This is a genomic window from Salegentibacter haimaensis (assembly GCF_054121495.1).
Genome location: NZ_JBSYGH010000004.1, coordinates 172,594 through 193,495, shown reverse-complemented (window position 1 = coordinate 193,495; position 20,902 = coordinate 172,594). Strand labels below are relative to the sequence as shown.

At 41.5% G+C, this 20,902-nt stretch carries 17 protein-coding genes and 1 other RNA gene; 11 read left to right on the top strand and 7 right to left on the bottom strand.

Annotation, left to right across the window (positions count from 1 at the left end; all coding sequences use genetic code 11):
• The first annotated feature begins 43 nt into the window (after positions 1 to 43).
• The 3 genes from ACW6QP_RS06285 to ACW6QP_RS06275 are packed head-to-tail and all read left to right on the top strand — an operon-like array spanning position 44 to position 2,534.
• Positions 44 to 532, top strand: coding sequence for an SRPBCC family protein (locus tag ACW6QP_RS06285; RefSeq protein ID WP_457910005.1), 489 nt, complete (start codon positions 44 to 46; stop codon positions 530 to 532).
• Positions 529 to 1,227 carry an SDR family NAD(P)-dependent oxidoreductase gene (locus tag ACW6QP_RS06280; RefSeq protein WP_457910004.1) on the top strand — a complete coding sequence of 233 codons (699 nt, stop codon included), beginning with the start codon at positions 529 to 531 and terminating at the stop codon, positions 1,225 to 1,227. Before ACW6QP_RS06285 ends, ACW6QP_RS06280 begins: the two co-directional genes overlap by 4 nt.
• Positions 1,227 to 2,534: a cryptochrome/photolyase family protein gene (locus tag ACW6QP_RS06275; protein ID WP_457910003.1), complete on the top strand. Its 1,308-nt coding sequence runs from the start codon at positions 1,227 to 1,229 to the stop codon at positions 2,532 to 2,534. The genes ACW6QP_RS06280 and ACW6QP_RS06275 overlap by 1 nt, the downstream gene beginning before the upstream one ends.
• Here the strand turns inward: ACW6QP_RS06275 and kdsB are convergent.
• Together kdsB and ACW6QP_RS06265 are read right to left on the bottom strand one after the other, a co-directional pair.
• On the bottom strand, positions 2,531 to 3,268 hold the full coding sequence (kdsB, locus tag ACW6QP_RS06270; protein ID WP_457910002.1) for a 3-deoxy-manno-octulosonate cytidylyltransferase: 738 nt from the start codon (positions 3,266 to 3,268) through the stop codon (positions 2,531 to 2,533). The genes ACW6QP_RS06275 and kdsB overlap by 4 nt on opposite strands.
• A 10-nt stretch (positions 3,269 to 3,278) precedes the next feature.
• Entirely contained in the window at positions 3,279 to 4,715 is a 1,437-nt protein-coding gene (locus ACW6QP_RS06265) for an ATP-dependent DNA helicase (RefSeq protein ID WP_457910001.1), read from the bottom strand.
• Between the two features lie 118 nt (positions 4,716 to 4,833).
• Between ACW6QP_RS06265 and ACW6QP_RS06260 the strand changes: the two genes are divergently transcribed.
• The 4 genes from ACW6QP_RS06260 to ACW6QP_RS06245 all read left to right on the top strand — a co-directional run bounded on the left by ACW6QP_RS06260 (position 4,834) and on the right by ACW6QP_RS06245 (position 7,300).
• The gene (locus tag ACW6QP_RS06260; RefSeq protein WP_457910000.1) at positions 4,834 to 5,484 is read left to right on the top strand and encodes a hypothetical protein; all 651 of its coding nucleotides are present in this window, start codon (positions 4,834 to 4,836) and stop codon (positions 5,482 to 5,484) included.
• Positions 5,471 to 6,280: a DUF3822 family protein gene (locus ACW6QP_RS06255; RefSeq protein WP_457909999.1), complete on the top strand. Its 810-nt coding sequence runs from the start codon at positions 5,471 to 5,473 to the stop codon at positions 6,278 to 6,280. Before ACW6QP_RS06260 ends, ACW6QP_RS06255 begins: the two co-directional genes overlap by 14 nt.
• Positions 6,280 to 6,813, top strand: coding sequence for an RsmD family RNA methyltransferase (locus tag ACW6QP_RS06250; RefSeq protein ID WP_457909998.1), 534 nt, complete (start codon positions 6,280 to 6,282; stop codon positions 6,811 to 6,813). Before ACW6QP_RS06255 ends, ACW6QP_RS06250 begins: the two co-directional genes overlap by 1 nt.
• Before the next feature lie 112 nt (positions 6,814 to 6,925).
• Positions 6,926 to 7,300 carry an STAS/SEC14 domain-containing protein gene (locus tag ACW6QP_RS06245; protein ID WP_457909997.1) on the top strand — a complete coding sequence of 125 codons (375 nt, stop codon included), beginning with the start codon at positions 6,926 to 6,928 and terminating at the stop codon, positions 7,298 to 7,300.
• Here the strand turns inward: ACW6QP_RS06245 and rnpB are convergent.
• Positions 7,300 to 7,639, bottom strand: an RNA gene (gene rnpB / locus ACW6QP_RS06240) — RNase P RNA component class A. The genes ACW6QP_RS06245 and rnpB overlap by 1 nt on opposite strands.
• 123 nt (positions 7,640 to 7,762) lie before the next feature.
• Between rnpB and ACW6QP_RS06235 the strand changes: the two genes are divergently transcribed.
• Both ACW6QP_RS06235 and miaE read left to right on the top strand, forming a co-directional pair.
• Positions 7,763 to 9,652, top strand: coding sequence for a DNA polymerase III subunit gamma/tau (locus ACW6QP_RS06235; RefSeq protein ID WP_457909996.1), 1,890 nt, complete (start codon positions 7,763 to 7,765; stop codon positions 9,650 to 9,652).
• 1 nt (position 9,653) lies between these two features.
• Complete coding sequence (miaE, locus tag ACW6QP_RS06230; RefSeq protein WP_457909995.1) at positions 9,654 to 10,238, top strand: tRNA isopentenyl-2-thiomethyl-A-37 hydroxylase MiaE; 585 nt, start codon at positions 9,654 to 9,656, stop codon at positions 10,236 to 10,238.
• Here the strand turns inward: miaE and ACW6QP_RS06225 are convergent.
• Genes ACW6QP_RS06225 through pdxH form a run of 4 tightly spaced genes read right to left on the bottom strand, consistent with a single transcriptional unit; the run spans position 10,235 to position 14,396 of the window.
• The gene (locus ACW6QP_RS06225; RefSeq protein ID WP_457909994.1) at positions 10,235 to 11,152 is read right to left on the bottom strand and encodes a Ppx/GppA phosphatase family protein; all 918 of its coding nucleotides are present in this window, start codon (positions 11,150 to 11,152) and stop codon (positions 10,235 to 10,237) included. The genes miaE and ACW6QP_RS06225 overlap by 4 nt on opposite strands.
• Positions 11,149 to 13,260, bottom strand: a complete 2,112-nt coding sequence (gene ppk1, locus ACW6QP_RS06220) for a polyphosphate kinase 1 (protein WP_457909993.1) — start codon at positions 13,258 to 13,260, stop codon at positions 11,149 to 11,151. Before ppk1 ends, ACW6QP_RS06225 begins: the two co-directional genes overlap by 4 nt.
• Positions 13,261 to 13,263: 3 nt before the next feature.
• The gene (locus ACW6QP_RS06215; RefSeq protein WP_457909992.1) at positions 13,264 to 13,749 is read right to left on the bottom strand and encodes a SixA phosphatase family protein; all 486 of its coding nucleotides are present in this window, start codon (positions 13,747 to 13,749) and stop codon (positions 13,264 to 13,266) included.
• A 2-nt stretch (positions 13,750 to 13,751) separates the two neighbouring features.
• Entirely contained in the window at positions 13,752 to 14,396 is a 645-nt protein-coding gene (gene pdxH, locus ACW6QP_RS06210) for a pyridoxamine 5'-phosphate oxidase (RefSeq protein ID WP_457909991.1), read from the bottom strand.
• Between the two features lie 270 nt (positions 14,397 to 14,666).
• Between pdxH and ACW6QP_RS06205 the strand changes: the two genes are divergently transcribed.
• Together ACW6QP_RS06205 and ACW6QP_RS06200 are read left to right on the top strand one after the other, a co-directional pair.
• Positions 14,667 to 15,143: a hypothetical protein gene (locus tag ACW6QP_RS06205; protein ID WP_457909990.1), complete on the top strand. Its 477-nt coding sequence runs from the start codon at positions 14,667 to 14,669 to the stop codon at positions 15,141 to 15,143.
• A 473-nt stretch (positions 15,144 to 15,616) separates the two neighbouring features.
• Positions 15,617 to 20,902: PKD domain-containing protein (locus ACW6QP_RS06200; RefSeq protein WP_457909989.1), on the top strand; the 5,286-nt coding region annotated here is incomplete at its 3' end.

Below are 20,902 nucleotides of genomic sequence, written 5' to 3'. Positions count from 1 at the left end.
TAAACAAAGTGAAGCTTACTTTTATTCTACTGAATTCAGAAATATGAAAATCTATCAATTAAAAGCTTTACAACGCCTTCCTATTTCTAAAGCCGAGGCCTGGAATTTTTTCAGCGACCCCAAAAATTTGCAAAAAATTACCCCGGGATATATGGGCTTTGAAATTATCTCTGGCGGAGACCGGCCAATGTTCCCCGGCCAGATCATACAATATCTGGTAAGCCCTGTTGCAGGCATAAAAACCAAATGGGTAACCGAAATCACCCACGTAAAGGAAGGCGAATATTTTGTAGACGAACAGCGTTTTGGCCCTTATAGCCTCTGGCATCACAAACATTTTTTGAAAGAAATTGATGGTGGTGTGGAAATGGAAGATATTATAGACTACAAATTACCCTTCGGAATTTTAGGCCGCGCTGTACATCCCGTTTTAGTGCGGCCAAAACTGGAGGAGATTTTTGAATTCAGAAGAAAGAAATTGCTGGAATTTTTTGGAGAATTCAAGGTACCCGCTCTAAAAAATACGATATGAAAAAAAATATTTTACTTATAGGTGGCTCCCACGGAATTGGGCGTGAATTGATTGATCTGTTAATAGACAGACATAATCTTTATGTGGTTTCCCGCGAAGCTGAAGATCTTGAAAACCTGGATCTCAAACATTTTAAATTTGATGTTTTGAATGACGATCTAAATGATTTAGAACTTCCCGAGCGATTAGACGCCTTTGTCTACTTCCCCGGTAGCATAAATTTGAAGCCTTTTAAACTACTGAAACCAAAAGATTATGAAGATGAAATGCAGCTCAATTTTTTCTCGCTTGTCAAAAGCCTGCAGGCTGTACTGCCGAATCTAAAAAAATCTGAACAGGCTTCCTTGGTTTTTTACAGCAGCATCGCCGCCCAAAAAGGAATGCCTTTTCACACCAGTGTGGCTGCTGCAAAAGCCGCAATAGAAGGATTTGCGAAATCCCTGGCTGCAGAATATGCTCCCTCTTTTAGAGTGAATGTGATCGCACCTTCGCTAATCGATACTCCGCTTGCCGAAAAATTACTTTCGAATGAAAAAAAGGTAGAAACCATGAAAGAAAGGCATCCATTGAAAAGAGTGGGTACAGCAGCTGATATTGCGCAACTAACCGCATTTTTACTCGAAGATCAAAGCAGTTGGATAACCGGTCAAATTCTGGGAGTAGACGGTGGCCTGTCTCAATTAAATCTTAGTTAATGAGTAAAGCTGTAAATATATTTTGGTTCAGGAGAGATTTGCGTTTAGATGATAATGTTGGTCTATTAGAGGCTTTAAAGTCGGGTAAGCCCGTCTTACCCATCTTTATTTTTGATCCCGAAATTCTCGATTCTCTGCCAAAAGACGACACCCGGGTGAGCTTCATCTTCGAAAACCTGCAAGGAATGCGACGGGAAGTGCAGGAAAAATATGATTCTTCGATTGCTATCTATTACGATAAGCCGGAAAAAATCTTCAGAAAATTGATCGAAGAGAATGAAATTGGGGCAGTTTTCACCAATAAAGATTATGAGCCCTATGCCAAAGAACGGGATGAGAAGATAGAAAAAATTCTTTCGGAAGAAAATATTGAATTTCACAGTTTTAAAGATCAGGTGATCTTTGAAAAAGACGAAATATTAAAACAGGATGGCGATCCTTATGTGGTGTATACTCCTTATATGAAACGCTGGAAAGAAAAGTTTGATCCTGAAAAACTCAAAATTCATTATACCAGTCAGCATTTGGAAAACTTAATTAAAAACAGCCGTCTTTCAAATTTAAGCCTAAGCGATATGGGATTTAAAAAATCGGCAATTGAAGTACCTGATTTTGACCTGAGCCCCAGCCTTATAGATGATTATGAAAAATACCGGAATTTCCCGTTTAAAGATGCCACTTCTCGCCTTGGAGCTCATCTAAGATTTGGAACTATTGGTATTCGTAAAGTCGTAAAAAAGGCAAATAATTCATCGAATAAAACTTTTTTGGAAGAACTGATTTGGAGGGAATTTTTTATGCAGGTGCTGTGGCATCACCCCCAAACGGTAACCGATGCCTTTAAACCAAAATACGACCGAATTAAATGGCGCAATAACGAAGCAGACTTTAAAAAGTGGAAAGAAGGCAAAACCGGGTATCCCTTAGTTGATGCAGGGATGCGACAACTCAACCAAACCGGATTTATGCACAATCGCATTAGAATGCTGGTAGGCAGTTTTCTATGCAAACATTTACTTATAGACTGGCGCTGGGGAGAGGCCTATTTTGCTGAAAAACTGCTGGATTACGAGATGTCATCCAATGTTGGAAATTGGCAATGGGTGGCCGGCAGCGGGGTGGATGCCGCGCCTTATTTCAGAATTTTTAATCCCACCACCCAGATCGATAAATTCGATAAAGACGAAAAATATATCAAAAAGTGGGTTGAGGAATATGAAACTTCAAAATATCCTGAACCTATGGTAGAGCATAAAGAAGCCCGGGAACGCGCGTTGAAAGTTTATAAAGAAGCTGTGAGCAATTAGACCAGTTTTCTGGCTTTCTCGAGATCTTCCGGGGTGTCGATTCCTATGGCCCGAAGTTGGGTTTCCACCATTTTTATTTTCTTCCCGTATTCCAAATACCGAATACATTCGATTTTTTCGGCATCTTCGAGCGAAAGCATTGGGAGGTTATAAAAATCCATCAAAGCCTGTTTTCGAAAAGCGTAAATACCAATGTGCTTAAAATAAGTCACCTTTGCTTCGGTGTTTCTTGGATAGGGAATAGGAAACCTGGAAAAATATAGCGCGAAATCCTCATTGTTGGTGATCACCTTCACATTATTGGGATTGGTGATTTCATCGCTTTCTGAAAGCGCCGACTTTAAAGAAGCCAGGTCGATTTCTTCGGCTCCTTCAGTATAAAATACGGCCAGGAGCTTCGATAAGCTTTCCCGGTCGATGAAGGGTTCATCTCCCTGCACATTTACCACAATGTCAACATCCATATTTTCAACCGCTTCAGCAATGCGATCGCTGCCACATTCGTGTTCTTTTTGGCTCATAATCGCATTCCCGCCAAAACCGGTTATTTCCGCATAGATTCTTTCACTATCGGTAACCACATAAACCTCCTGAAAAAGATCTGTGTTTTTAGCGGCTTCGTAGGTTCGTCTTATTACGCTTTTACCTCCCAGGTCCTGCATTAACTTCCCGGGAAAACGGCTGGCCTCGTAACGGGCCGGAATCATTGCAATTACTTTTAAAGAATTTTCCATTTTGTATGCACTAATTTTCAGTGAAAAAATCGTCTTTGAAACCGATTAAATATAGTTTATTGGTGGCTCTTGTTACGGCTGTATAGAGCCAGCGCAGGTATTCTTTACCCACGCCTTCGGGCAGGTAAGGTTGTTCTATAAAGATAGTGTCCCATTGTCCACCCTGCGATTTATGGCAGGTCATGGCATACGAGAATTTAATTTGCAGAGCATTAAAAAACGGATTGTTTTTCACCTTTAAAAACTTCTTGTATTTCGAGCCTTCATCGGCATAATCTTTCATTACTTCCTGGTATAAAGTATTCGATTCTTCATAACTAAGCGAAGGCGAATTACTGGTGAGGGTATCCAGCAAAACCACGGTGTCAAAAGGCTTCATTTTTGGGTAATCTACCATTTGCACGCTAACTTCTGCAAACCTGAAACCATAAAGCTCTTTTATTGCCTGGATTTCCAGCACTTTAATGATGTCTCCGTTGGCTATAAAACCGGCTTCAGAACTGGGTTTCACCCAAAAATAGTTGTTTTTGACCACCATCAGATAATCTCCGGCAGAAATCTCTTCTTCCTGAAACAGAATTCTATTTCGAATTTGTTGATTATAAAGGTTCGCTCTTTTATTTGAACGAACGATAATGCTGGTTTCTTCGTGGCCCAATCTCGAATAGGAATCCTGTATGGCTTCCATCACCTCGTAACCATCCTGCAGCCTAACCACATCGGCTTTTGGTCCCAGGTTGAATTTGAAACTTTCATAAAAACCATCCTGAATGCTTTCCCTTATTCGGGTGGCGTTTGCAAGAATATCACTTTCCTTTGCCTGTCTCACCACCTCGTCTAATTCGATTTGCTGAATTTCTTTCTGGTAAGCAAATTCGAGTTTATCGGTTTCCAGTGCCGGGCTAATTTCCATCTTCACCGGCGGAAGCTGCGCCGTATCTCCAATAAGAATAAGCTGGCAATTTTGACCGGAATACACATATTCTATGAGGTCATCGAGCAGGCTTCCGTTTTCCATCAATTTTGATTCGCTGGGAGAGTCTGATATCATCGAGGCTTCATCAACTATGAAAATCGCATTTTTATGCTTGTTGGGCTGCAGGACAAAACTCACCCCCGAGCCTTTTCCCTTTTTAGGAAAATAAATCTTTTTATGGATGGTAAAGGCCTCTTTTTTTGAATAATTAGCGATTACTTTGGCGGCCCTTCCAGTAGGCGCCAGCAAAATTCCCGATTTTTTGATCTTCCAGAGATTTTTAACCAAGGCGCTGATGATGGTTGTTTTTCCGGTTCCGGCGAAACCCTTTAAGACAAAAAGCGAATCTTTTGAATTAGAGGTCGAAAAGTCGGCAAGCATCTGTAAGGCCAAATCCTGACCCGCTTTAGGCGGAAATCCAAGATCATTAAGCAGTAGTTTGTAAAATTGGCTTCCCGAGAGATTTTCCATAAATTAATCGTCCAGCCTCAAAGATAGGAATGATTTTTAGGGCAGAAACTTTTGCGAATAAAAAAAAATTGTAGATTTGTCGGGTAACCCTATTAATTTAAAAAATAAATCTTAAAGCATGAGACTTGCAATTCAATTACTTCTTTGGTTGGTGATTATAGGATTAGCCTACCTTACCTTTGATGCGGTTTACCGCCCTATTCAATTTAACAAAGTTAAAGAGAAACGTTACGCCAAAGTAATTGAAAACCTAAAAGATATTAGAGCTGCTGAAATGGCTCACCGTGAAGTTACCGGAACCTTCCAGGGAGATTTTGATAAATTGGTTCAGTTTTTAGATACTGCCGAATTCGCAATTACTCAAAGAAGAGATACTACGGTACTTGACGAAGAATATAAAAAAGCATACGGTGTAGATCAATACATCGAGAAAGTAATCATTGATACTTTAAGCTTCGCTTCTATAGCCGATTCACTTTTTAAAGGAGACAGAGAGCGTTACCGCAATATGATTAACATCCCAATTAAGGGCGTTGATGATAAAATCGAATTAAGAGCTGGTACCGTTCAGAAAGGAAATTCAAGAATTCCTGTGTTCGAAGCCCGTGTTGCTAAAAGCGTAGTGCTTCAGGATCAGGATAGAGAATTGGTACTTCAGCAAAATGAAGTACAATCGGTAGATGATGTAAATGGCCGTTATATTAGTGTAGGCTCTATGGAAGAGGTGAACACCAGCGGAAACTGGCCACAGGTTTATGGCGATCAATAATTCAGAAAAAACATTTAAGAAACTGTCCATTCAGGTTAGCCTGGATGGACTTTCTTTTTGTAGGCTAAACCGCGAGGAAAACCTCGTGGAATTCTACAAACATATCGATATTCCCCAGCCTTCAGATCCCGGCAAACTTCTTAAGCTAATTGAGATTGAATACAATAAAGAAGCTGAACTTAAAGCAGAGGTAGACGAACTCGAATTGCTTTTTACAAACGAGCTGTACAGCCTTGTCCCTGCCGAATATTTTAGCGAAACCAATGAATCTGATTTTCTCAAATTCAACACCCGCATTCTAAAAACCGATTTTATAGCGCACGACGAAATTTCAGGGGGAAATATGGTTAATGTCTATGTGCCCTATGCCAACATCACCAATTTCTTCTTTGAAAAGTATGGGGAATTTGAGTATAAACACAGCATAAGTATTCTAATTGAGAGTCTCCTGGCTCTTCTCCGGGAGAAAGAAGCCAAGGTTTACTTAAACAACCGTAAAAGCAATTTTGACCTGGTAGTAATTGAAGATGGAGATGTTTTACTGTGCAATAGCTTTTCCTATTCTTCGCCTGAAGATTTTTTATACTACCTCCTTTTTACCGCCGAACAATTGGGGCTGGATCCCAACAAATTTGAATTAATTTTACTGGGAGATATTCAAAAAGATTCAGAGATTTTCGAGCTTTGCTATATGTATATTAAAAATATAAGCTTTTTTGGGCCCTTCCATAATTTTGAATTTCCAGAAAACTCTGAAGCTGCCTTGACCGAATTCACCTTAATAAACTCACTCTAATGCGTATAATTTCAGGTACCGCTAAAGGCAAACGACTCATTGCTCCCAAAAAATTGCCGGTAAGACCTACTACCGATATGGCCAAGGAAGCCCTGTTTAATATTTTGAATAATAATTTTCAGCTGCAGCGCATCAGCGTTTTAGATCTTTTTTCGGGAACCGGGAATATCGCCTATGAATTCGCTTCCCGCGGCTGCGAAAATATTACAGCGGTAGATGCCAATTTCGACTGCGTAAAATTCATCAAAAAAACCGCGGCAGAACTCGATTTTCCAATTCAGGTGATAAAAAGTGATGTTTTTAAGTATTTGGAAAAAGCGCCGATAAAGGCAAAAATTATATTTGCCGACCCGCCTTATGATTTCCCTTCCGCAGATTTTGAACGTATCCACCAACTAGTATTTTCAAAAGCATTGCTTGAAGAAAACGGCCAACTTATCATAGAACATTCAAAACACACCAATCTTTCGCATTTAGAAGGCTTTACAGATAGCCGAAAGTACGGCAGCTCGGTTTTTAGTTTTTTTGAGTAATATCTCCCAAAAAGCTCATCTCATTTTACACTTATGAATACTGAATTAGGCAGTCGCCCGGGAAATCCCTTGAAATTTCGGATAACTCTCAAATTTTGAGTAACTTTCTATTATGCATACATTACACTGTAGTATAGAACTGGAATTCACGCATCTGGATTTTTACGATCATTACGTAATTTCTGAAATTAAACCTGAAATGGTTTTTGAAAACCAGCATGTAGATGAATTATTAGAGGTATGTCTGGATGTTTTCGACGGAAGATCCTTTGTCTATATTTCAAACCGAAAACACGACTACAATGTAAATCCTACCATATACCTGGACCTGGACAAGGCTGATGCTTTAAAGGGAATAGCTATAGTGAGCGACAAAAAGTCTGCGCTAAATATGGCAAAATTCGAAAGCCAGTTTTCTAAAGTTAACTACGGGATATTTTCGGGATTGGAAGAAGCCCGCGAATGGGCTCTGGAACAGGTAAAATAAAAAAAAGCAAGCCTATAAGCCGGATTCTGTAACCTGCCGGTTTGCACCGGGCAGGACTTCTATCATTTATCTGAGTTTAAAGTTACCTTTAAACTTTAGCTGCCTACCCTCCGGCAACAGGCGGGCCGCCCGTAGATGCCGGTATACATGGCATTGCACCGCATAGAGTTTACCCGATTTCACTACAGCCTTACCTGTACATAGCTTTCTGTTGCACTAGTCCTGATCCCTGTCCCGATAGCTATCGGGACGGGACCGGTGGGTGTTACCCACTATGCTGCCCTTCGGTGTCCGGACTTTCCTCCACGTTAAAAACGCAGCGATAGAACGGCTTGCTTTGCAGCAAAGATAAATCAAAATTAGTGCCTCATAGCTGGTTTTTAAAATTAAGCTGAAAAATTTGAAGCAGAGATATAGGTCCTGGCCGGGTGATTTTTTATATTTGTTCCTCAAATTTTTTCAATGGAGCATTTTATAGTATCGGCAAGAAAATACCGGCCGGCAACATTTAAAGATGTTGTAGGCCAGCAGGCAATCACCAATACGCTTAAAAATGCCATTGAACACAATCATCTGGCCCAAGCCCTGCTTTTTACAGGCCCGCGTGGAGTGGGAAAAACCACCTGTGCACGAATCCTGGCCAAGATGATCAATCAGGACGATAATCAAAGTCCCGATGAAGATTTTGCTTTCAATATTTTTGAGCTCGATGCAGCTTCCAACAACTCGGTAGATGATATAAGAAATCTTATCGACCAGGTTCGCATTCCCCCACAGGTTGGCCAGTATAAAGTGTATATTATCGATGAGGTGCATATGCTGTCTCAATCGGCTTTTAATGCGTTTCTGAAAACTTTGGAAGAGCCCCCAAAACATGCAATTTTCATCCTGGCTACCACCGAGAAGCATAAGATCATTCCAACTATCCTATCGCGTTGCCAGATCTTTGACTTTAAAAGAATTACGGTAACCGATGCTAAAAATTACCTGGCCTATATAGCCGAACAGGAAGGTGTAGCTGCCGATGAGGATGCTTTGAATATCATCGCCCAAAAGGCCGATGGAGCTATGAGAGACGCCCTTTCTATCTATGACAGGGTGGTGAGTTTTAGCGGTAAAGAATTAACCCGGCAGGCAGTAACCGAAAACCTGAATGTACTCGATTATGACACTTACATGCAGGTTACCAACCTCATCCTGGAAAATGATATCCCGCAGCTTCTTTTGCAGTACAATGCAATTTTGGCCAGCGGCTTTGACGGGCAGCATTTTATTGCTGGCCTGGCTTCGCACTTCAGAGATTTGCTGGTGTGTAAGAATCCCAAAACCATAGAGCTTCTTGAAGTTGGGGAACAAACCAAATCCCGCTATTTTGAGCAGTCTCAAAAAACCGACAGAGAGTTTTTGATCAAGGCCATAGAACTGGCAAACGATTGTGATTTAAAATATAAAAGCAGTCAAAACCAACGCCTGTTGGTGGAATTATGCTTAATGCAACTGGCCTCTGTTACTTTTGACGGAGAAAAAAAAAAGTCTGAATCTTCAATAATCCCTGCTTCAAATTTTAAGGAGCCGGCACAAAGCCTTACTTCAGAAAAGAGACAGATTATCTCCCAGGAAGAACACGGGCAAAAGCGCAACCCCGGTGCAGATTCCCAATTACCTTCTTCAGAAAATATATCGGCAAATGACAGCTGTGTAAAACCTCAAAACGCGGGTTACTATGCCTCCACAGCTCCCGAACCGGTTTCTGCCAATATTCCAGAAGAAACTTCAGCTGAAAATAATTTAAAACCTAAAGAACCTTCGGGTGATCATATTTCTTCTGAAAGAATACAGGAGAAATCTTCAGAAGCAAATCCTGAAACATTCAATACTTCCACTCCGGGAAAAGTATCGGGGCTTTCATTGAAAAGTCTTCAGAAGAAGCGGGAAATCAAAGCCCGGCAACAGGAGAATAATGAAGTGACTGCCTCGGCTGAAATGGATGAGAAATTTACAGAGACTCAACTCCACGCCGCCTGGGATGAGTACGTGAATAAATTGAAACATAAGGGAGAAAAAATTCTGGCCTCAATCTTACAAACCGATTTACCCAGTCTAAAAGGCGAGCATCAACTGGTCATTGAATTGCCCAACGAGACAATGAAAATCGACCTTTTAAAGGAACAGGCTAAACTGATGGGCTTTTTAAAACGAAAGTTACAGAACACTCATATTGAATTGATTGTAAAGGTTAACGAAGTAAAAGCAACCAAATATGCCTTTACCCCTATTGAAAAGTATAATAAACTAAAGGAGAAGAATCCGCTTATTGACAAACTGCGGCAAACCTTCGATTTAGACGTATAATATGTTAGGATTAAAATTACCCACCGACCCTCGCTGGGCCGATATAGCTTCAAAAAACATCCAGGAAATCCTGGTAGACCACGCCTACTGCGAGCAAAAGGCAGCCTCTACCGCGATTTCCCTAATCGTCACTTTCCCTGAATATACCGAAATGGTTGACGCGATGATCGCCCTGTCGCGCGAAGAAATGGGACACTTTAAAATGGTACACGACAAGCTCAAAGAGCGTGGTTTGGAACTGGGTTGGGAACGCAAGGATGAATACGTTTTAAAATTGTTGAAATTCTTTCCCAAAGGCGGAAGCCGAAGCACCCAATTGGTACACAGGCTACTCATCGCAGGTTTAATTGAAGCCCGAAGCTGTGAACGATTTAGATTGCTTTCAGAAAACCTTGAAGATAAAGAGCTGGCAGAATTCTACCGTAACCTGATGGTTAGCGAAGCAAACCATTATACCATGTTTTTAAAGTTCGCCCGGCAATACGGGGAAAACCGCAAAGAAGTAGACAAAAAATGGCAGGATTTGCTTGATTTTGAAGCCCAGGTTATGAAAGACCTTGGTAAAGATCACAGCATTCACGGTTAATTTCCTGAACCGACTTTTTTCCTTTTATTTTCTCCGTTATACAAGGATTTAATGATCCCATCGGCCAGACCTATTTTAGGCACATAGATTTGGTGAGCCCGCGCCCATTTCATTGAATTCAGATAAATTCGCGCAGCCGGAATAATTACATCTGCCCGGTCATTTTTCAAATTAAGTTCTGTAATGCGCTCTTCGTAGGTATAGGAATTAAGTAATTCGTTATATTTTTTGAGATAGGAAAGGCTTAAAGGTTTTCCTTCTTTCTTACCGCTGGTTTTAAAGATGTTGTTGATGTTTCCACCAGAACCTATCAGGTCTATGTCTTCAAAATTATGCGTGGTCTGCTTTACCCATTCTTCCATTTCGATCCAGGTTTGGTGTTCTACCAGGTCGTTTAAAAGTCTTACGGTACCCACTTTAAAAGATTTGGATGCTATGGTCTTGCCATTGCTGTAGAATGTAAACTCTGTACTACCACCTCCAACATCTACATACAGATAATTACCGTCGCTTTGAATTAGTGCATGTAGGTCGGTTGCAGCGATTACCGCGGCTTCGTGTGAGCCGTCGATAATCTCTATCTCTACCCCGGTTTGTTCTTTGATACTACTGGCTACTTTTTCACCGTTCTTTGCTTCCCGCATTGCAGAGGTGGCATAGGCTTTATATTTTTCAACTCCGTGGGAGCGCATCAAAAGTTTAAAAGCCTGCATAGTATCGGTCATTCGCTGAAGGTTTTTTGAAGAAATCTTACCCTCGATAAAAACATCGGCTCCAAGACGAATGGGCACCCTAACCAGGCTGGTTTTTCTGAAATTTGGCTCCATTCCTTTTTTTTCAGTAATAGTGGAGACCAGTAGTCTTACTGCGTTAGAACCTATATCTATGGCGGCGTAGTTTTTTTGTGTAATCATGACTCAGAAAATTTTTGGTTTTTCTCTAAATAATAATCGTATAAGGCAAATTGTGAACGAATTCTATTTTGTTCGTTATTGCGGTAGGTATTGCATTGTTCGGCGGTTAAAAGCCGGGCTTTCACATTATCTTTCCAGCTAATATCAAAGGTTTCAATAAGCTCCGCCCGAATATCGGGATCGTAAATAGGACAGGTGATTTCTACCCGCTGGTCCATATTACGCGTCATCCAATCGGCTGAAGAAATAAACACCTTTGGCTCGCCCCTGTTTTCAAAAATATAGAGACGGGGATGTTCCAGGAATTTATCTACAATACTTATAGCCTCAATATTTTCACTTAATCCAGGCACCCCGGGAATTAGACTGCAAATCCCTCTTACTATAAGTTGCACCTTTACTCCTGCCTTGCTGGCCTGATAGAGTTTATCGATTAAAGGATAATCAGACAGGCTGTTTAGCTTTAAGCGAATGCCGGCCTCAGCTCCTTCCTCGGCTGCTTCGATTTCATTCTGGATTAATTTCATGAGTCCACTACGGGTATAATGAGGAGATACCAGCAGGTGCTTATATTTGCTTACTTTATAATTGATTTCAAAGAAATCAAAAACCTTACTCACCTCTTTGAGCAATTCGGCATTGGCAGTAAACAAAGTATAATCGGTATACACCCGGGCGGTTGCTTCATTGAGATTTCCGGTGCTAATAAAGCCGTATCGCTTTAATTTTCCGTTTTCTTCCCTTTCTACGAGGCAGGCTTTGGCGTGTACTTTGAGCCCGGGAACTCCGAAAATAAGCTGAACTCCTTCTTCCTGCATTTGTTCGGCATAGCGAATATTGGCTACTTCATCAAACCTGGCTCTAAGCTCAATTTGCACGGTAACTTTCTTCCCGTTTTTAACCGCATTTATTAGTGAACTGGCTATATGTGAAATTCGGGCAAGCCTGTAAATGGTGATTTTTATACTGCGAACCTTCGGATCTAAAGCCGCCTCCCTTAAGAATTTAATGGTGTAGGAGAAATTCTGATAAGGAGTATACAGCAAATAATCCTTTTTGGCTATTCCCTGGAAAACACTGGTTTGTAATATCAGACCCGGAATTGGCAAGGGCTCAATAGGCTTGTAGAGCAATTTATCTGAACCCAAACTGGGGAAATTCATATAATCCCTTCGGTTATGATAACGCCCCCCGGGAATAATACTATCGGTAGAATCAATTCCCATCTTATTAAGCAAATAAGCCAGGGTGTCTTCCTCGATAGTCATATCATAAACAAAGCGAACCGGTTCTCCCTTCAACCGGTCTTTTACACTATTTGAAATTTTTTCGATAAAACTTTTGCTCAAATCGCTATCGAGATCGAGCTCGGCATCGCGGGTAATTTTAATCATATGAGCCGAGATACTCTCGTACTGGAAGATATTAAAGATAGAATCCAGGTTAAACCTAATTAAGTCATCGAGCAGAATGATATACTGTTTGCCATTCTCTTTGGGCAAAACCACGAAACGGTTTATGCTTCGCGGAATTTCAATGAGCACATATTTCTTTTCCTTCTGAGGTTTTTTGAGTATTCTCTTATACTCCTGAGGTTTATCTAAAACCTCTTCTTTCATCACCATTTTCACCGCGAGATAGGCGGCACTGTCTTTAAGGCTGGGCACCTCAGGAAGGTTATTAAGGATAATGGTCACCAGTGCAGGACTTACCTGGGTGAGAAAATAGGTTTTTAGAAACTTCTTCTGAGACTCAGACACCTGTTCTTCATTGATAATATGAATATCCTCGTCTTTTAATTTTTTCTGAATATCATCAAGTATGCGCAAACTTTCGGCCTGCTGTTTTATGACGATACGGGTGATTTCCTCCAGAAGTTTACTGGCCTTAATTCCGCCTAAAATACTTTTTGCGGCTTTCCCGGCAAGATCGATTCGCTTAATCGTGGCGTAACGCACTTTGAAGAATTCATCGAGATTATTCGAAAAAATTCCCAAAAATCGTAATCTTTCTATTAAAGGCACCGATTCGTCCTCGGCTTCCTGAAGCACCCTGGCATTAAACTGCAGCCAACTTAATTCCCGGTTAATATATTTTTGTTGCTGCATAGGTTAGCGCAGGTTCTTAGGTAATAAGGTGAGTATTGTTTTTCCGTTTTCGATTAAATTCCAGTCATCGGTTTCAAAATCGATTACACAAAGCCCTGTAGTAGGTAAATTATCAATTTTTTTATCCCCCAGTCGATTAACGAGTTCGGTTAAGGCAGGATTATGGCCAAAAACCGCCAGTTTTTCGATATTGGAATCGCAGGATTTAATGATTTTTAATAATTCGGAAGCATTAAAAGTATAGAGTTCCTGCTTCACCTCAAACTGTTTGTCTTCAATTTGGAGGGCTTTTTTAAACAATTTAGCCGTTTCGTGAGCTCTTACAGCAGGGCTACTCCAAAACTTTACAGGTTTTTGAAAAAACTGTTTAAAAGTTTTAATTACCAATTCGGCATCATTATAAGCCCGCTTTTTTAAAGGTCTTTTATGATCGGGGAGATCTTGCTCCCAGGAAGATTTGCCGTGTCTTACAAGAATTAATCGTTTCATAATTATGGTGCCAGTCTTTTAAAGTTCCACGAATCGTTTTCAAGTTTGTAAAGAATTCTGTCATGCAAGCGGTTTTTTCTACCCTGCCAGAATTCGAAATACACCGGTTTCACCAGGTATCCTCCCCAGTGCGGTGGTCTTGGAACGGCCTGTCCTTCAAATTTATCTTCAAAATGTTTTAATTGTTCGCTAAGGCTCTCGCGAGAATCGATTACCCGGCTTTGCTGTGAGGCCCAGGCTCCCAGTTGACTTCCGCGGGGTCTGCTTTGAAAATACTCTTCAGATTCGGCTGCAGAAACCTTCTCTGCCAGACCACCAATAATTACCTGTCTTTCCAGCGGTGGCCAAAAGAAGGAGAGGCTTAGCCTGGGATTTACTTCCAGGTCTTTTCCCTTATCAGACTCGTAATTGGTATAAAAGCTAAATCCTGCTGGACTAAAGGATTTCAATAATACGATGCGATTCTTCGGAAATTGATCTTCCCCGCAGGTCGCCAAACCCATCGCATTGACTTCGGCAATATCGGGATGAGCTTCTGCCTGATGAAACCAATTTGTAAATAGTTCGAACGGATTGTGAGACAATTGAGATTCCAGCAACTCGTGCTTTTCATAGGACTTGCGGTAATCCTGAAGATTTTTTTCCATAGTCTGAAGGCTTTGCTGCAAGTTACGAGTTTTCGTTTTAAGCTGAAAAATAAAAGTTTTTCCGACAGAAAAATGGATTACAATTCAAATTGTTAGTCGATGAAATGCATTATATCCGGTTCAAAAACCAATAAAGCAAAAATTTATTGCATTTCATCTAATAGATAAGGTATTTGGTCCAAAAGTTTTGAATAATCTTTAATGGAAGGAGGTCATAAGCTATTTTTGTGCAAGAATTTTAAATGTACCCCTAAACTTAAAAATTCAAAAATGTTAACTACCCTGCCCCAAATTCGTACTATAAAATTGTTTATTGTATTACTAAGTATAGTAGCTTTCGCAAGCTGTAGTGCTCCAGGATTAACCAATCCAGACAATTACAAGAGAAATCACGATGTATTTGCTGTAGATTTCAATCCTTCAGACCTTAGTGAACTAAACATCTATAAGATGAATGAAGGAAACTGGGAAACAGTAGCTACAGTAAAAAACGGTAAATCGGCCAGATACTCAATCAATTATGATGGCGATTATTTAGTGGTGAGTTCAAATCAAAGAAAAATGGACGTACCCACCTATAAAACCTGGCTGGATTATGCCCGGGCTCAATTAGGCTATGATGTAAATTCAGAATATGATGTGTTTGATATTGTGGAAGAAGGCTGGATTTATGAAATAGATCTCAAAAAACACCCATTGGTGGAGGGAGAAGAACAACATCGCATCTTAATGTATGAGTTAAAGTAGTTAATTAGATTTTAGCATAGTATTAAAGCAGCTGTAACAGGCTGCTTTTTTTATGATGGAAAATTTAGAGGTTTCCCCTATTGGGTTATTCAGAAATACTCCATCTATTGTCAAAAATTGAAAATTCCAATACCGGGAAACCCGTAATAAAAACCTAAAAAGTAGTAGTTTACCGACAAAATTAAGGTTTATATCTAAAAATCGGCAGGAATTCGATCAATCCCTTGTTTTTGACTTAATTTTACCTCAGAATTAACATTTAAAAATAGGTCACCCCCAACTTTCCTATAGGTAATTACCCTTAAAGTTTACCAAATGTAAATTCCCCCCAAATCAATTGATGTATTGAATTACATCTTCAAGATGATGTTGCCCTAAAATCATTTTGAATCACCCTACTAAACTGAGTGTCTTTGCTAAACCCAAAGACTTAACGGATGATTTAAAATTTTTTAATTCTAAACATTATTGATATGATTTGGAAAACTACTCTTGCCAACATTTCCTTTTTCCTAACCGGAGTAATCTCAAACAAAGATCTTTCTATTAGAAAAGGAAATTCTTCTCAAAGTAATGTAAAATTACTTCTGCTATCGATGTTACTTATTGGCGGCCTGCTACTAGTACCTTTGAGTTCTCAGGCTCAATCATACTCTGAGCAATATTCTTGTCCGCAGAGCAATTTCCAGGTAAACTACCTAGAATTCAGAAACGAAAATGGCGAAATTTTTCACCCTTCTGATGATTACGAAGTTGGGGAATTGGTAGGTGGTGAAATTTGGGCAAATTTTGGAGGTAGTTCAAATAATGCTAGGAGTTTAAATGTTACTTATGAAATTCATATTAATGGAATTCAAATAGAGACGGTAGAAATTTGCCTATTTGCGGGACAGCCAGTACCACAGGGAGATGTGAAAATTGTTGAGTATGAATGGACGTGGGGAGATAAATTTGAAATAAAGAATATTTTCATGAGATGGAATACCGGTGGTGGGGGCAATTCCTGTCCCAATTTTGCTGGAAGCAACTCTCAATGCTATAGCAATAGTCCAGGCTTTTTGGTTAGAACTCCATTAGTAGCAAATTTTGATTATACCCAATCTTGTGATAATTATACTGTAAATTTTATAAATCTAACTACCGGTGGTAATATAAGTAATTATACATACTCCTGGAACTTTGGAGGTTTGGGTACCAGTACAGAACCAAACCCTAGTTTTACTTTTCCTGCACCGGGGATTTATGAATATGAAGTTGTTCTCACCTCAAACGATGGTATAAATAGTAGTACATATTCTGAAGAAATTATAATTGTAGAACCAATTTCGGCAATTATATCAGGAAATCAGACCCTCACCTGCGAGCTAACCAGCATTACTTTAGATGCTTCAGGATCAAGTGTAGGCGGAACTGCTTCCTATGAGTGGAATACCGGAGCGACTTCTGCAAGCATCGAAGTGAGCCAACCAGGAATCTATTCCGTTACTGTAACCGATACCGAAAATGGGTGTGCTGATACCGCCGAGGTAGAAGTGCTACAAAACAACACCGAAGTAGCAGCCGAAATTTCAGGAAATCAGACCCTGACCTGTGAAGTGAGCAGTATTAATTTAGATGCCTCAGGATCAAGTGTAGGCGGAACTGCTTCCTATGAGTGGAATACCGGTGAAACTACCGCCACTATTGAAGTGAGCGAACCAGGGACCTATTCCATTACTGTTACCGATACCGAAAACGGATGTTCTGATTCCACCGAGGTAGAGGTGCTACAAAATAATACCGAAGTAGCAGCCGAAATTTCAGGAAATCAGACCCTGACCTGTGAGGTGAGCAGTATTACTTTAGATGCCTCAGGATCAAGTGTAGGCGGAACTGCTTCCTATGAGTGGAATACCGGAGCGACTTCTGCAAGCATCGAAGTGAGCGAACCCGGGAACTACTGGGTAACCGTAACCGATACCGAAAACGGATGTACTTCCACAGCTTCTGAAACAGTGACTCTTGATGATACACTTCCTACCGCTGCTATCGCAAACGAAGGATTGGAATTGAGCTGTAATATTACCTCCTTAACGCTTACCGCTTCCGGTGGGGTTTCATACTCCTGGTCTAATGGAACTGAGGTAGTTGGAACTGCTGCTGCTCTTGAAGTAACTGATGCCGGAACTTACACTGTAACTGTAACCGGTGAAAACGGCTGTACCGCTACTGCTTCTGAAACCGTGACTCTGGATAATACACTTCCAACTGCTGCTATCGCAAACGACGGATTGAAGTTAAGCTGTAATATTACTGCTCTTACGCTGACCGCTTCAGGTGGGGTTACCTACTCCTGGTCTAATGGATCAACTGAAGTGGGAACAGCTGCATCTCTTGAAGTAACAGAAGCCGGAACTTATACTGTAACTGTAACCGGTGAGAACGGTTGTACCGCAACTGCTTCTGAAACTGTAACTCTTGATGACAGTCTTCCAACTGCTGCTATCGCAAATAACGGATTGGAATTAAGCTGTAATATTACCTCCTTAACTCTTACCGCATCTGGTGGGGTTTCCTACTCCTGGTCTAATGGATCAACTGAGGTGGGTACTTCTGCTGCTCTTGAAGTAACTGAAGCCGGAACTTACACCGTGACGGTAACTGGTGAGAACGGCTGTACCGCTATTGCTTCAGAAACCGTAACTCTGGATGACAGCCTTCCAGCTGCTGCTATCGCAAATGATGGACTGGAACTTAGCTGTGATATCACTTCACTTACGCTGACCGCTTCAGGCGGGGTTTCCTACTCCTGGTCTGATGGATCAACTGAGGTGGGAACTTCTGCCGCTCTTGAAGTAACTGAAGCCGGAACTTATACTGTGACAGTAACGGGAGAAAATGGGTGTACCGCTACTGCTTCTGAAACCGTAACTCTGGATGACAGCCTTCCAGCTGCTGCTATCGCAAATAACGGATTGGAGCTTAGCTGTAATATCACTGCCTTAACTCTTACCGCATCTGGTGGGGTTTCCTACTCCTGGTCTAATGGATCAACTGAGGTGGGAACTTCTGCTGCTCTTGAAGTAACTGAAGCCGGAACCTATACTGTGACTGTAACGGGAGAAAATGGGTGTACCGCTACTGCTTCTGAAACAGTAACTCTGGATGACAGCCTTCCAGCTGCTGCTATCGCAAATAACGGATTGGAGCTTAGCTGTAATATCACTGCCTTAACTCTTACCGCATCTGGCGGGGTTTCCTACTCCTGGTCCAATGGATTAACTGAAGTAGGAACAGCTGCTGCTCTTGAAGTAACTGAAGCCGGAAATTATACTGTAACCGTAACTGGTGAGAACGGCTGTACCGCTATTGCTTCAGAAACCGTAACTCTGGATGACAGCCTTCCAGCTGCTGCTATCGCAAATGATGGACTGGAACTTAGCTGTGATATCACTTCACTTACGCTGACCGCTTCAGGCGGGGTTTCCTACTCCTGGTCCAATGGATTAACTGAAGTAGGAACAGCTGCCGCTCTTGAAGTAACTGAAGCCGGAACCTATACTGTGACTGTAACGGGAGAAAATGGGTGTACCGCTACTGCTTCTGAAACAGTAACTCTGGATGACAGCCTTCCAGCTGCTGCTATCGCAAATAACGGATTGGAACTTAGCTGTAATATCACCGCTCTTACACTTACTGCTTCAGGCGGGGTTTCCTACTCCTGGTCTGATGGATCAACTGAAGTTGGAACTTCTGCCGCTCTTGAAGTAACTGAAGCCGGAACTTACACTGTAACTGTAACCGGTGAGAACGGTTGTACCGCTACTGCTTCTGAAACTGTAACTCTTGACGACTCGCTTCCAACTGCTGCTATCGCCAATAACGGATTGGAATTAAGCTGTAATATTACCTCCTTAACTCTTACCGCATCTGGTGGGGTTTCCTACTCCTGGTCTAATGGATCAACTGAAGTGGGAACAGCTGCATCTCTTGAAGTAACCGAGGCCGGAACTTACACTGTAACTGTAACCGGAGAAAACGGATGTACTTCTTCTGCTTCAGAAACGGTGACTCTTGATGACAGTCTTCCATCTGCTGCTATCGCAAACGAAGGATTGGAGCTTAGCTGTAATATCACTGCTCTTACGCTGACCGCTTCAGGCGGGGTTTCATACTCCTGGTCCAATGGATCAACTGAAGTGGGAACTTCTGCTGCTCTTGAAGTAACAGAAGCCGGAACTTACACTGTGACTGTAACCGGGGAAAACGGATGTACCGCAACTGCTTCTGAAACTGTAACTCTTGATGACAGTCTTCCAACTGCTGCTATCGCAAATAACGGATTGGAATTAAGCTGTAATATTACCTCCTTAACTCTTACCGCTTCCGGCGGGGTTTCCTACTCCTGGTCTGATGGATCAACCGAAGTGGGAACAGCTGCTGCTCTTGAAGTAACTGAAGCCGGAACTTACACAGTGACGGTAACAGGTGAGAACGGTTGTACTGCTACTGCTTCTGAAACTGTAACTCTTGATGACAGCCTTCCAGCTGCTGCTATCGCAAACGACGGATTGGAATTAAGCTGTAATATCACTGCTCTTACGCTGACCGCTTCAGGTGGGGTTTCATACTCCTGGTCTAATGGATCAACTGAAGTAGGTACAACTGCATCTCTTGAAGTAACTGAGGCCGGAACTTATACTGTAACTGTAACAGGTGACAACGGTTGTACCGCTACTGCTTCTGAAACGGTGACTTTTATTCCAGACACAGAATCTCCTGTAGTTGAAACTTTAGAAGACATTATTATAAATGTAGATGCAGGAAATTGTTCTGCAATTGTTGAATACAACTTACCCACCGCAACAGACAATTGTTCCGGGGCTGTGGTAACATTAGATGAAGGTAGTTTGCCCTCAGGAAGTGAATTTCCAGTTGGTACAACAACAATTCATTATACTGCAACAGATGCTTCAGGTAATACAACCTCCACTTTCTTCACTGTAATTGTAATAGACAACGAAGCGCCGGTGATTAGCGAATGTCCGTCAGATATTACCATTTCAGCTGATGCAGATCTATGTTTTGCTTCGCAAGTGGAACTGGGAATGCCGATGGCTAGCGATAATTGTGATGCTGAACTTTCCATCACCAACGATGCTCCCGAGGTTTTCGAACTGGGAGATACCATCGTGACCTGGACCGTGACCGATGCCGCCGGAAATTCTACTATCTGTACTCAAACTGTAACTGTAAAAGATACCCAGGCGCCGGTAATTACCGAATGTCCGTCAGATATCACCATTTCAGCTGATGCAGACCTTTGTTCTGCTTCTCAAGTGGAATTGGGAATGCCGATGGCTACTGATAATTGTGATTCAGAATTAAACATCACCAACGATGCTCCTGAAGTTTTCGAACTGGGAGAGACCATTGTGACCTGGACTGTGACCGATGCCGCAGGAAATTCTACTACCTGTACTCAAACTGTAACTGTAGAAGATACCCAGGCGCCGGTGATTAGCGAATGTCCGTCAGATATTACCATTTCAGCTGATGCAGACCTTTGTTCCGCTTCTCAAGTGGAATTAAAGATGCCGATGGCTACCGATAATTGTGATTCAGAATTAAGCATCACCAACGATGCTCCCAAGGTTTTCGAACTGGGAGAGACCATCGTGACCTGGACCGTGACCGATGCCGCCGGAAATTCTACTACCTGTACTCAAACTGTAACTGTAGAAGATACCCAGGCGCCGGTGATTACCGAATGTCCTTCA

Coding starts and splice junctions, on each gene's coding strand:
- miaE (WP_457909995.1), top strand. CDS start 9,654: ATGTTAGGATTAAAATTACCCACCGACCCTCGCTGGGCCGATATAGCT.
- ACW6QP_RS06265 (WP_457910001.1), bottom strand. CDS start 4,715: ATGGAAAATCTCTCGGGAAGCCAATTTTACAAACTACTGCTTAATGAT.
- ACW6QP_RS06215 (WP_457909992.1), bottom strand. CDS start 13,749: ATGAAACGATTAATTCTTGTAAGACACGGCAAATCTTCCTGGGAGCAA.
- ACW6QP_RS06255 (WP_457909999.1), top strand. CDS start 5,471: ATGGCGATCAATAATTCAGAAAAAACATTTAAGAAACTGTCCATTCAG.
- ACW6QP_RS06250 (WP_457909998.1), top strand. CDS start 6,280: ATGCGTATAATTTCAGGTACCGCTAAAGGCAAACGACTCATTGCTCCC.
- kdsB (WP_457910002.1), bottom strand. CDS start 3,268: ATGGAAAATTCTTTAAAAGTAATTGCAATGATTCCGGCCCGTTACGAG.
- ACW6QP_RS06235 (WP_457909996.1), top strand. CDS start 7,763: ATGGAGCATTTTATAGTATCGGCAAGAAAATACCGGCCGGCAACATTT.
- ACW6QP_RS06245 (WP_457909997.1), top strand. CDS start 6,926: ATGCATACATTACACTGTAGTATAGAACTGGAATTCACGCATCTGGAT.
- ACW6QP_RS06285 (WP_457910005.1), top strand. CDS start 44: ATGAAAATCTATCAATTAAAAGCTTTACAACGCCTTCCTATTTCTAAA.
- ACW6QP_RS06205 (WP_457909990.1), top strand. CDS start 14,667: ATGTTAACTACCCTGCCCCAAATTCGTACTATAAAATTGTTTATTGTA.
- ACW6QP_RS06225 (WP_457909994.1), bottom strand. CDS start 11,152: ATGATTACACAAAAAAACTACGCCGCCATAGATATAGGTTCTAACGCA.
- ACW6QP_RS06275 (WP_457910003.1), top strand. CDS start 1,227: ATGAGTAAAGCTGTAAATATATTTTGGTTCAGGAGAGATTTGCGTTTA.
- ACW6QP_RS06280 (WP_457910004.1), top strand. CDS start 529: ATGAAAAAAAATATTTTACTTATAGGTGGCTCCCACGGAATTGGGCGT.
- ppk1 (WP_457909993.1), bottom strand. CDS start 13,260: ATGCAGCAACAAAAATATATTAACCGGGAATTAAGTTGGCTGCAGTTT.
- pdxH (WP_457909991.1), bottom strand. CDS start 14,396: ATGGAAAAAAATCTTCAGGATTACCGCAAGTCCTATGAAAAGCACGAG.
- ACW6QP_RS06260 (WP_457910000.1), top strand. CDS start 4,834: ATGAGACTTGCAATTCAATTACTTCTTTGGTTGGTGATTATAGGATTA.